This window comes from Sphingomonas aquatilis, from assembly GCF_014196115.1.
Lineage (GTDB): Bacteria > Pseudomonadota > Alphaproteobacteria > Sphingomonadales > Sphingomonadaceae > Sphingomonas > Sphingomonas aquatilis.
Window position 1 is genome coordinate 1 of the sequence record NZ_JACIDB010000021.1, and the last position, 11,174, is coordinate 11,174.

Consider the following 11,174-nt stretch of genomic DNA (forward strand, 5'->3'; position numbering starts at 1 on the left):
ACGCCGGCGAAGCCGTCATAGGGCGGGTTTCCGAGTACGACGAGGATCGGCCTGGTCTGTTTCACGGCATCGGCCGAGGCCCGCTCTTCCTCCAGTTCCGCGAAGGGCAGGGGCTTGTTCGTGTGCGGTTCCCACCCGGTGAGGGCGTTGGTCAGGTAGATCCCCGGCCGCGCATCGTCGGGTATCGGCGCCCCCATGTTCGAGAGCGTGATGCCCGCCTGCATGTGGGCGACGACGAAGGGCGCCGGCATGATCTCGAAGCCGAACACCCGGTTGCAGGCGGCACTTCGCAGTCGATCCGCGACGGCAGAACCGAGCCCATGAGCAGCCAGGTTCGCCTCAATCCGGCGCAGGACGGAGTTGAAGAAACCCCCGGTGCCGCAACAGGGGTCGAGGACATAGACCCGCTCGTCAGCGAGCCCATCCGAAATGCCAAGGTCGTGCTTGAGAGCACGGTCGACGCGCGCGACCATGTAGTCGATCACCTCGACCGGCGTGTACCAGACTCCGAACTGCTTCCGGAGCTTGGGATCGAACGCCTCGAGGAAGGGCTCGTAGAAGTACTGGACAGCGCGTCCTTCCTCGAAGCGCTTCAAGAACTCCTTGGCGTCGATCCGGTTGAGCGTCTCGCCGGTCCAGTCGAGCACCTCGACGAGGTCCAGCTTCTTGATGTGCTTCGGAGCGGTGAGCTGCTGAAACAGTGTCGCCACGAACGGCACATGGAGGGTCCATGCAGCCGAGTGCCAATCGAACCGCGCAGGGTTGCGCGGTGTGGTGCGCGCCCAGATGCCCCACGCCGAAAACAACCCGTAGAAGAGCGTCTGGATGAGGGTGGACCTGAAGAAGTGATCACCCTTCTCGCCCTCGAAGGTGATCCCGAGGGCATCCTCCAACGCGGTACGGATCGTCTTAAGCGCCGGCAGATCACCAGCGGCCTCGACCCTAGCCAGTGCGTCGCGAGCATAGGATGCCAGAAACCACGCGACGTCCTTGGGTTGAACGAGAGCGACGTTCTGCGTGAAGGCGCGCCGAAGATACTCGACGAACGCGCGGCCGACTGACTTGGCGGCTTCAGCCGGCTCTTGAACGAGGGACCAGAACTCGGGCGCGCTCTGCGCGATCGCGAACGCCTCCAGACGTGCGGCCTGGCCGTCGGGTCCGCGTCCGACCAGCTGGAAGGCGCGCAGGTTGGTCACGAGGACCAGTCCATAGCCTTCGAAGTATTTAGTCAGCTGCTTGGGTGTCGACTTGAACAGGCTGTCATCGGCGACGCCCTTGACCTCTACTACCCCGCGCTCGGGCGCCTGCCCCGGCCGCGGTGCGCCCTTCTGAATCTGCCGCGCTGCGAACAAACCGAAATCGGGGCTGCCGGCGCCGGTGTTGGCGAGCTGCGACACGGGCAGCACCTTGGGCCGGAGGGAAGCCCCCACGCGCTCGAACAGGGTGTTCAGCGCGGGATAGTAGGCGGTCTCAGGCGTGCCGGCCCCCAAAGCATGGACCCGACGGACGGCTTCGAAGAACTCCTCCGCGATCTGTTCAGGATTGTATGCCACTCTGCCCCTTCACGCTGATGCCCGGCTCGCAAACCGTGCCTCGATCCTCCTGTTAACAAGCTGCGTGACCTTTTGCGCGACTTCTTCAAGCGTCGCCGTCAACCTGTTGAGCTGCGACAGCGTCCCTGACAGCTCTGGTCCATAGCGGGCTGTCAGGTACTCCCTCCCGCTGGTAAGCCGGTGCAGATGATCGGCCGTCCGCTGGCGCAGGACGAGACCGCACTCTCCCGCTCGCTTCGCGCGCGCCCCGAGGTCGTGCTGCAGCCCACGGACTGCTTGGGGTGTCTCGCCAGCATCAAGCATCAGCGCGTTCAGGTAGAGCTCGATCGCGTGGATCGCTAAAACGCGGGCCGGAGCGAGCTGGTGTGGCTCCGATCCGTGAGACCGCGCCATCAGATGCAAGCAGCTACCGCGAAACTCGTGTGCGAGGTTGAGGATCTGCCAGGCGCTCGCCGCCGAACCCGGGTACGCTGGCACGATGTCGTCAGGCATCAGCTAGTGCGTTCCTCGGAAGCGGGAGGGACTCCGTTTTCCATCGTTTCGCTGGTCCCGTCCATCTGTCGTGGTTCGGCCTCATCGACAAAGCTCAATAGCATATTCAGGAGTAGAAGTTCTTCGAACGCGTGATCGTCTGGTACATCCGGTCGATGCGCACGGGGGTTCCTGATCGTGCCAAAGGCCCCCTCAAAGAGCTTCACCCGCGCGATTACCTCGCCCTTCTCTAAGTCGGGCCATACGAGAGGTGCGTTGTCCTCAGAGAAGGCGTTGTTCCAAAATGCACCCTCGCGCTGACCCCTTGACCTGCCCTTGGGCAGCTGCGTTTTCACTCGATGCTCGATGTCTCGAGCGACGTCACGCAGAACCTGGTCTGGCTTTACAAAGAACTCCTGCGCGGTTGAGCGTAGAGAAGGATGAAGCAAGGATAAGGGCAGGACGGGTCGGCCGTACTCCCAAGTCCTTCTCTCACGAAAGTAAGGCGCGTCGAGGTAATGAGTGAAGTGCTGCCTCCGTCGTACGTCACCACCATTGCGAATGAGCTCGATATCCTCATCCAAGAGCGCACAGTGTCTCGCGCGTAAAAGGACGTCTCTTCTTACAACCGCATCTTCGGGGTAGCAGTCGCGATCGACCAGAAGCTTAATTGAACTCGCTAGTGCTCGAGCACCTTGGCCGTTGTAACCAGAAGTGAGCCCGCCGCGTACAACAACGGCACCGTCAGTTGTTTCGATCAAGAGCGCGTGGTCACCGTGCCCGAACGTATCGAGATCCGAGATGATCCAAGCTTTTAGAGGCCTGGAGCACGTACCTAGAAGAACAAGTAGGTCGCCGATAGCTTCGTCGCATGTAGGGCCGCCTATATACCGGGGTTGCCCGGTGTCGTTACCTCGCTCCCCAACGAGAACGGCCCAGGCATAAGCGCGGAACTGTCTGGTTACGTAGGATCTTATAGACACTTGCTGGACCTCGCCTCCTGCGGTGGGTCAGAACGCGCCTTCGACGACATCATCATTTCTGGTCCCGCGAAGCGCGTCCCTCTGTTCCTGGAGCTCGGCTTCGCGTGAGCAATGATACCACTCGTTGCCCGCGGTTCGGCACAAGTCGATCGACTTCGCTTCTTGCTCGAGACGCCGCTCTTTGCGGCAGTGGGCATCACGATTGCGTGCGTCCGAGGCAGCACACATCATGTGGGAGGAGTAGACACGGTCCACCAGCGCCAGCTCCGAAGCGCTGAAATTGTTCTGGACCAAGTTTTCTCGGGACCGGGCCTGCAGCTTTTCGAGCGCACCCGGCGTATTCCTCACCTCATCCTCATCCAGCTTGGTCAGGGCATCATCGCTTTCGTCGCGGCTCGACTGGGCGTTTACAATGTCCGGCCGAGCAACCTTGCCAAGCATCGTAGCCAGCGGGCCGCGGAGTGCTGACACGTCGACGGAGATGATCGGGCTGCGAGGATCCGAAAGGTTCGCCTTCACCTGGTATGCGAACGGCGCATCTTCGCTACCCTCCACCCCTTCAGCAGAGATATGAAGTGTGCCCGAGCATTCGACGCTCTGGTTTGCACGGTCCACAGAGGTACTGGTCACGTCGCCAGCAACGAAGGAAAGCTTGGCCAGCCACCCGGCTTTAAGTTCGTCATATCGCTCGGCGAGAAGCTCGTCGCGGGGCGCCTGCGCGTTCTCTCGGACGACGTCATACGCCTGAGACAGAATGGCATCAGAGACACAAACCTTGGGATCACCGCTCTGAAGCATCGACTCCGGTGATCCCGAGCAGGCCGCGAGGGCCGCCAGCCCAACTATGCAAGCGATGTTCCGTGTTCGCATCTGTGCCTTCCCCCAACACAAGCTATTCGCCCATTTACAACGGATCGCCTTAGGCCATCTCGACGGTACGGGGACAAGCCACCTGACTATTCAGTCGCGGTCGACCGGCCGACCGATCCCGACCGCCACCATCGTATCGAGGACGCGCTGGAGCAGGCTGGAGGGCAGGAAGCCGTAGCTGGTGGACGGCTCGCGCCCGGGGATCGGCCGCGTGTCGTAGCCCGGCCACGCATAGCGGTTCCACTCGCTGACCACGATCCACGACCGCTCGCCGGAAAGCCCGAGCTGCCGGCGAACAGCTTGCGGCATCTCGATCGCGACGTCGTCGGCGCCGGGCTCCTTGGTCGTGAAGGGAACGACATGGACGAGGGGAAGACCATCGCGGCTGACTGTCATCAGCACGACGGCGACAGGTCGGTCCTTGATCCCTTCGTCGCGACCCTCGCGATACTCACGCTCCCAAAGATAGCTGTAGTTAAGGACTTCACCCGGCTCCGGCAGCTTGGAACTGCCTTTCGGCTTCTTCGCTGCCTGGCCCGGGTTTGACGGCACGGAGCGCGTCGAGGGTTTCTTCATCCAGATCCTCCGTGCGCCCGGCGACCCGTTCACGGCGTCGCAGGCGCTCATATTCGTCCACAGGAACCATGACGAAGCGCACCCGGCCGTTGCGGCTGACGCCGACAGGGCGGATCATCGCCTCGTCGGAATAATGGCCGAACTGCTTCTGCAGCGTGCCGGACGGCACGATTTCCATGCTCTTCGCCATGAGCGGCGCTCCAATCTTGTCGCAGTTACCGTGGTAGGATCTGTTTCAACCGCCTGCCCGCGGGCTGTCCTTCACCAGTGCGTTGCGGATCTCCGCTTGGCCTAGCGGCCGTTCTCTTTGCACATCGGGACGTCTTCAGCGTGTATGGCGGTCTTGTTGCGTTGCGTTTGTCTGTTTCCGAGCGTTACCTGGAGCAAGCCAGCCTGAAAGGCTGACAGGCCGGATCATGCGGATAATCCGGGAAGCCGTCAAGACCTGGTTCACCCGGCAAAGATGCACATTGTTTATTCCAGTAATATCCCTTCCTGGAATAAAGGGGCACGTGTATGGTCCCGATGTCGCAGTTCCTGAATAGGTGGACTGCGGCCTTGATTGCCGGTTCGCCCGGGCATTCTGCTCCCGAAACGCTGGACTCATGCCCTGAAAAGATAGACTTTGTCCGCAGTCCAAGCGGCAGGGTTGTGAACCGATGCGCGAGGCGGGAACGGACGGTGCGAGTGACGCAGCCTTTAGCGAGGCCCATCGCCGGGAACTCGTGATCCGGCCTCTTGCCGCCAAGGTCACGATCAATGCCCAGACCGCAGCGAACGCTGCAGCCACCTTGGGTCTTGGACGCTCCCGCCTGTTCGAACTAATCCGGGCGTACCGCGCTTCACCGGAGCTCGCCTCGCTTCTCCCGGGCAAGCGCGGTCGGGTACGGGGCGAGCGCCGGTTGCTGAGCGAACAGGAAGACCTGATCCGCCGAGCGCTCCGCGAGGTTTATCTCACCGCGGAGAAGCCGAGCGTAGCTAGCTTGCGACGTTGGCTGCGTCACGAGTGCCTGAAGGCCGGCGTCCCAATCCCGAGCGTAAAGGCACTGCGCGCTCGCATCGCGGCGCTTCCGCCGGAGGACATCATCGCCGCACGCGAGGGCACCAAGGCGGCGGCCGACCGGTTTCGGCCGGTGCGCGGCCGCCTTGAGGCAGGCTACGCACTCGAACTCGTGCAGTCCGACCACACGCTCGTCGACGTAATCGCAGTCGACGACGTGTACCGTCGGCCGATCGGCCGGCCGTGGATCACGCTCATGATCGACATTGCGAGCAGGACGGTGCCGGGCTTCCACCTCACGATGCTGCACCCGTCGGCGGTGTCGGTTGGGATGGCCATGCGCCACGCCGTGCTGCCGAAGGACCCCTAGCTCGCCGAACGCGGCATGTCTGCGCCATGGGGCAATCAGGGCCTGATGGACCGTCTTCACCTCGACAATGCGCGGGAGCACCATTCGAAGGCATTGAAGCGCGGCTGCCGTACCTACTCGATCGCGCTCGAGTACCGGCCTCGCAAGCGTCCCCATTATGGTGCGCACATCGAGCGGCTGATCGGGACGATGATGGGCGCCGTCCACCTGTTGCCCGGCACCACTTTTTCCAACGTCGCCGAGCGCGGCGACTACCAGGCCGAAGGTAAGGCGTGCATGACGCTGGCGGAGATCGAGGCCTGGCTCGCCGGGGAAATTATCGGGCCGTACCACGCAGATATTCACCGCGGGCTCGGCATCCCGCCTGCGACCGCTTGGGACGAAGCGGTTGAGCGACGGACGGAACTCATGCGGCTGCCCGCTGATCCGGCCGCGTTCCTGTTCGACTTTCTGCCCTGCGAGGTGCGGGCGGTCACGCGCGAAGGGATCGAGCTGTTCAATACCCACTATTGGGATGATGCGTTGTCCTGCCATTACACCCGACCCGGCGGCAAGCTGCCCGTCCGGTGGGACCCGCGCGACCTTTCACGGATCTGGCTCGAGCTGCCGGACGGTGACCATCTTGAGGTGCCGTACCGCGACCTTCGCCGGCCAGCGATCACCCGCTGGGAGCAGCTGGAGGCGCAGCGTACCCTGCGCGAGCGGGGCCGCGGGGCTGTCAACGAGCAGCTCATCTTTGACGCTGTCGAGACGCAGCGCTTCATCGTCGCCGAGGCTGCCCGCAAGACTAAGGCGGCCCGGCTCGCCATGCAGCGCACCGCGACGGCGCTCGCGGACGCTCAACGCGTCCGCGCGGCCAAGCACTCTGATCTGCCAAAGCGTGCCCAGCCGGCGCCTGTGTCTGGCCAATGCCCGCCACCCGCGCCTCCACTGGGCGACCTTCCGTTCTTGGTCGACGAGAAGAGAGGATGACCAAATTCGCGCATCTGGCGGAAGGCTACCGCGACCAGGCGCTCTGGCCGGACGATGAGCGTGTCGCATGGATACGCAAGGATCGCTGGGTCGGTTTTCCGAAGGCGGAGAAGGTCCGGTCGATGCTGGGCGAGTTGCTGGCGCACCCGCCTCGCACCCGCATGCCCTGCCTTCTCGTCTTCGGGCAAACAGGGATGGGCAAATCGCATATCGTCGAGCGGTTCGCGGACGAAAACCCGCGCACCTTCGATGACAGAACGGGGCTGGCGACCGTCCCGGTCGTCGCCGTGCAGCTGCCGCCGGAGCCGACCGAGGGCGAGTTCTACGACGAGATCCTGGCCGCGCTGGGTGCGGGCTTCGCTGGTGGGTCCGATCTCGGACGCGCCCGGCAGCTTACGCGCCGGTTGATGGGGAAGGTCGGCGCGCGCATGCTGTTACTTGACGAGATCAACCATATGCTGGCCTGCACACCGCGCCAGCAACGCATTTTCCTGAACACGATCCGCTACTTCGCCAACGACCTGCGAATGCCATTGGTCTGCACGGGCAACCACGAGGCGAGGGCGGCGCTCTTGACGGACGCAGCGCTCGCCGATCGCTTCGATGCGATCGAGCTCGTGCGCTGGCGAGATGACGAAGCCTTTCGGCTGCTCTTGGTGACGCTGGCCGCCATCCTGCCGCTCCGAAATCCGTCGCCGCTCGCCGAGGACTTGTTCAGGGCCAGGCTGCTGGAGCTGACCGACGGGAATACCGGCCGTATTTTCCGGCTTGTTGAGAACCTCGCCGTTCGGGCGATCCGGCGGGGCGCGGAGATGATCGGTCCCGAAGACTTGGACGCCGATGATCTTGTCCTTCCCAGCGTCACCATGAAGGAGATCGCGAAACGACGAGGGCGGCCAGGGTCGGGCGCGGTGGGCACTGCATGAGCGATGGTAGTCGACGCATCCCCGCTGCCGGTCGCCCCGCGTCCGCATCCGGACGAGCTGATCTCGTCCTGGCTGGGCAGAACTGCGGCGGTCTACGACATGGAAGTGGAGGGGTTGCGTGCCAGCCTGCTGCGGAACGGCGACGTCGCTCCTGGCGGCGTGGACGTCGAACTCGATTCCGGCGAGCGGGATCGTATCGCTGAGGCGTTCGCATTGGCTCCGGAATGCGTGGCCGCGCTGGAACTCCGACGGGCTTGGCCGAACCTTGCCGTGGATTGGCTGCGCTGCACCGATCGGGCCAGACATGCCCTGGACCCTCTGCACTCTTGCTGGTGTCCCACTTGCCTTGAAGAAGGTCGAAAGGCAGGCGGGGCTTACCTTGATCGCGACACAGCTCTGCCGCTGGTCCTCTGTCATCGTCATTTGCGGTGGCGGTATGAAGGCTGCCGCAGCTGCGTGCCCACTCGCGGGCCGACCTTTGTGCACATCAACGGCGCGACCGAACTGATCTGCCCCGACTGCCGCAAGCTCCTTCACACCATTGTCCATCGTGTCCCCGCCAGCGAGTGGGCCAGCGACGATCGGCGCGGCGCCCGACAGTTCGAGATGCTTCTGGCATTTGAGAAATGCTTGCGAGCCGCCTGGCTCGGCCATCCGTCGCACTGGTTCGGGGTAGGCGAGGTCCAGCCGTCCGAGTTCCTGGCTCTGCTCGACGATCTGACAAAGGCGCTGCTCGCGCGCAATCTGGACCAAACCAGCTTGATCAACCGATATCAAAGCGAGTTCATCGGCGCTGTTCCGCATCACCGGCCTCGCAATTGGGCGGACGCTTCCTTCCCCAAGCTTTCACCGAGAATGAGGGCCAAGGTACTGTGCGCGGTGATCGCAATCATCTCGCGCGAGGAGATTAGCGTGCTGTTCTCCCTTTGGTACTGGACTAGGTCGTCGGGTTCCGAAGTCAAGACCCAGAAGCTCGAGTGGTTATTCGAGAACGCCACGACACGCGTGCAGGCCATGCTGATCCGAGGCAGCGAGCGGTGGCCGGCAGCCCTGCGGGAACGCATGCGCGTCCTGCATGAAGCATCAGGGATCGACGTCGATGATGTACTTGCACGCTTTGAGGCGATCCGGGCGGAGCTCGGCTTCACCAGCCTGATCAGGCGCCCCGGAGATCCAGGTTGGCGCGGCAGTCTGGCGGACCTTCCTGCCTGAGGACTCACGGCTGAAGCGGGACGGCGATCCCGGTCGGCAACGGGCGGAGCGACGGTTTGCCGCGGGTGGCTTCGCCGCTATGACATCGGCTCGGCAAACAGGGGAAGCGGACAGCATGAACACCAAGGATCTCGCCAAGCAGGTCGCCGACCAGCTCGGCACGACGGAGAAACAGGCGCGCGAGTTGCTCGACGCGGCGCTGAACGCGATCGGCCAGGCCGCCGCGGCTGGTGACGAAATCAACCTGCCGGGCTTCGGCAAGTTCAAGGTGAGAAATATGAGCGAGCGCAGCGGCCGCAATCCGGCCACGGGCGAGGCGATCACGATTGCGCCGTCGAAGAAGCTGACGTTCACGCCGGCCAAGGCGCTCAAGGATCGGCTCTGAGCGCTCGTGGCCGCGCACAATCGAAGGCCCGCTCCGAAACCGGCCAATTTGAAGGAGGCGCTCGAGCGCGTGCCCTGGGCGTCGCGCGGGCGTGATACGCCGATCTCCCGCCTCGCACGATCAATCGTACCCGTGGGCAACAAGGCGGGCGTGCCCAAGGGCGACCTCGCGCTCCATATCGCCATTCAAGACCCAGCCCATGTAGACTGGGTACTGGACATCCAAGGCACTGCCTTCCAGGTCGGCCGCGGCAAGCTATACACCTGCTGGCACGTCGTGGAAGCGCTCCGCATCAAGGAGCATGAGGCCTACCTCTGGGCGAACAGCCGGCTGAACGGCGTAGAGGCGCAACGGCCGTACCCGTTCGCGGCTGTCATGCGCTACTATGATCAGCGCTTTGAGGACGGCGGTCCGGGTATCGACGCCGGCATCCTGATCTGTCCTGCGACCGAGAGCAAGGAGGCGCCCTACGACGTGCCGCCGGTGAGATGGGGGGATTCGACGAAGGTTGGGGTGGGCGACCGGGTGCTGATCGGCGGCTTTCCGCTCGGCAAGGCGATGTTCTTCTCCAACTCGACGAACCGCGGCCTGGTGCAGCCGTCGTTCTTCGAGGGCATCGTCAGCGCTGTGATCCCGGCCATTCAGCGCGGCGAGACCAGGCTGTTCCAGATCAGCTCGGTGGCGCTTGGCGGGATCAGCGGGGGAGTCGTATGCGATCCGAGGACCGGGGCGGTGCTCGGCATGGTGACGAGCGGGCTCACCGTGGGCGAAATCAGCCTGCCGATCACCTATGCGCTTCCGAGCGAGGTGCTCCGGCCCTTTGCCGATGCAATCAGCTTCGACGTCGGCGACGGGGAACGATGGCGCTAGTCGGACTGGTGCCATGGACGCCGCTTGCGCGGCGGGAAGGGGAGGCGCATATCACTGTCATGGCGACCCGGTCCGATACGATCACCACCAAGGGCAGCAAGGCGGGCGTGCTCGGGCGCAGCGCAGCGACGGGCCGTTACGTTCTGGCGCCGGTGGCGACCAAGAAAGCGACCGTCTCTGACCAGCGTATCGCCGCGGCAGTGAAGAGCGTTTTGGCCAAGAAGAAGTAGCTTGCCGGCGGTCCAGACGTCGACGGACGACGTCTTTATCAATTGCCCGTTCGACGATGCCTTCGCGCCAACGTTCCGCGCGCTGATCTTCGCCATCCTAGTCTGCGGCTTTCGCCCGCGCTCGGCGCGCGAACTAGATGACGGTGGCCAGACCCGGATCGACAAGATCTTCGCGCTGATCGAGCAGTGCCGCTACGGCATCCATGACCTGTCACGCACCGAGCTGGACGCGGTCAACAACCTGCCGCGCTTTAACATGCCGCTCGAACTCGGGCTGTTCCTTGGCGCCAAGCGCTACGGCGGCAAACATCAGAAGGCCAAGCGTGTCTTGATCCTCGACGTGGAGCAGTTCCGATACCAGCGTTTCATCTCCGATCTGGCCGGTATGGACATCCATGGGCATGGCGGCGACCCGGCTCGTGCGCTCCGCGAGGCGCGTGATTGGCTCGCCAACGTATCGCGCCGCGAGCTGCCTAGCGCCGACCGCGTGCAGCGCGTCTATGAGGCGTTTCTAGCCGACTTGCCCGATCTGGCGGCCGTGCTAGAGTTCGATCCCGATCGGATCCCGTATGTCGACTTCGAGCGGATCGTCGGCCGCTGGTTGATCGAAGCGCCGGCCGCGATCGGGGCGGCGTAAGACACCTCAAAAGCCGTTACGCTCTGTTGCCGCCAGTTAGAAAAGACACATTCTCCGCTAGATAGAAACGACACTCGCTCGTGGCAGCGGGGGCAGCGTGGAGCCCCCAAGCAGCGCAA

The 11,174-nt window shown here is 63.6% G+C and carries 14 protein-coding genes; 8 read left to right on the forward strand and 6 right to left on the reverse strand.

The features are described 5' to 3' along the window. From GGR47_RS19355 to GGR47_RS18665, 6 genes are all read right to left on the reverse strand, one after another. Positions 1–1,553 (reverse strand): N-6 DNA methylase (locus GGR47_RS19355; protein WP_183949612.1); only part of this gene is annotated, 1,553 nt, incomplete at its 3' end. Between the two features lie 9 nt (positions 1,554–1,562). Beyond that, positions 1,563–2,045, reverse strand: coding sequence for a hypothetical protein (locus GGR47_RS18645; RefSeq protein WP_093068014.1), 483 nt, complete (start codon positions 2,043–2,045; stop codon positions 1,563–1,565). Continuing rightward, on the reverse strand, positions 2,045–3,007 hold the full coding sequence (locus tag GGR47_RS19410; RefSeq protein ID WP_093068011.1) for a TIGR02391 family protein: 963 nt from the start codon (positions 3,005–3,007) through the stop codon (positions 2,045–2,047). Before GGR47_RS19410 ends, GGR47_RS18645 begins: the two co-directional genes overlap by 1 nt. Before the next feature lie 27 nt (positions 3,008–3,034). After that, positions 3,035–3,805 carry a hypothetical protein gene (locus tag GGR47_RS18655; RefSeq protein WP_093068009.1) on the reverse strand — a complete coding sequence of 257 codons (771 nt, stop codon included), beginning with the start codon at positions 3,803–3,805 and terminating at the stop codon, positions 3,035–3,037. 162 nt (positions 3,806–3,967) lie between these two features. Next, positions 3,968–4,453 carry a hypothetical protein gene (locus GGR47_RS18660; RefSeq protein ID WP_241212659.1) on the reverse strand — a complete coding sequence of 162 codons (486 nt, stop codon included), beginning with the start codon at positions 4,451–4,453 and terminating at the stop codon, positions 3,968–3,970. Beyond that, on the reverse strand, positions 4,362–4,643 hold the full coding sequence (locus GGR47_RS18665; RefSeq protein WP_093068003.1) for a type II toxin-antitoxin system Phd/YefM family antitoxin: 282 nt from the start codon (positions 4,641–4,643) through the stop codon (positions 4,362–4,364). The genes GGR47_RS18660 and GGR47_RS18665 overlap by 92 nt, the downstream gene beginning before the upstream one ends. Before the next feature lie 469 nt (positions 4,644–5,112). Between GGR47_RS18665 and GGR47_RS18670 the strand changes: the two genes are divergently transcribed. The 8 genes from GGR47_RS18670 to GGR47_RS18705 all read left to right on the forward strand — a co-directional run bounded on the left by GGR47_RS18670 (position 5,113) and on the right by GGR47_RS18705 (position 11,055). After that, entirely contained in the window at positions 5,113–5,823 is a 711-nt protein-coding gene (locus GGR47_RS18670) for a DNA-binding domain-containing protein (RefSeq protein WP_093068001.1), read from the forward strand. Between the two features lie 45 nt (positions 5,824–5,868). Then, entirely contained in the window at positions 5,869–6,795 is a 927-nt protein-coding gene (locus GGR47_RS18675; RefSeq protein ID WP_167509782.1) for a Mu transposase C-terminal domain-containing protein, read from the forward strand. Next, positions 6,792–7,721, forward strand: a complete 930-nt coding sequence (locus tag GGR47_RS18680) for a TniB family NTP-binding protein (protein WP_147037112.1) — start codon at positions 6,792–6,794, stop codon at positions 7,719–7,721. The genes GGR47_RS18675 and GGR47_RS18680 overlap by 4 nt, the downstream gene beginning before the upstream one ends. Before the next feature lie 3 nt (positions 7,722–7,724). Then, on the forward strand, positions 7,725–8,933 hold the full coding sequence (locus GGR47_RS18685; RefSeq protein ID WP_093067992.1) for a TniQ family protein: 1,209 nt from the start codon (positions 7,725–7,727) through the stop codon (positions 8,931–8,933). A gap of 115 nt (positions 8,934–9,048) precedes the next feature. Further along, positions 9,049–9,318: an HU family DNA-binding protein gene (locus tag GGR47_RS18690; RefSeq protein ID WP_147037113.1), complete on the forward strand. Its 270-nt coding sequence runs from the start codon at positions 9,049–9,051 to the stop codon at positions 9,316–9,318. Positions 9,319–9,366: 48 nt separating this feature from the next. After that, positions 9,367–10,188: a S1 family peptidase gene (locus GGR47_RS18695; protein ID WP_147037114.1), complete on the forward strand. Its 822-nt coding sequence runs from the start codon at positions 9,367–9,369 to the stop codon at positions 10,186–10,188. Between the two features lie 59 nt (positions 10,189–10,247). Next, positions 10,248–10,418 (forward strand): hypothetical protein, encoded by a 171-nt coding sequence (locus GGR47_RS18700; RefSeq protein WP_244305259.1) that lies wholly within the window; start codon positions 10,248–10,250, stop codon positions 10,416–10,418. Between the two features lies 1 nt (position 10,419). Beyond that, a complete protein-coding gene (locus GGR47_RS18705) occupies positions 10,420–11,055 on the forward strand; it encodes a hypothetical protein (protein WP_147037116.1) in 636 nt (211 codons plus the stop codon). Positions 11,056–11,174: the final 119 nt, after the last annotated feature.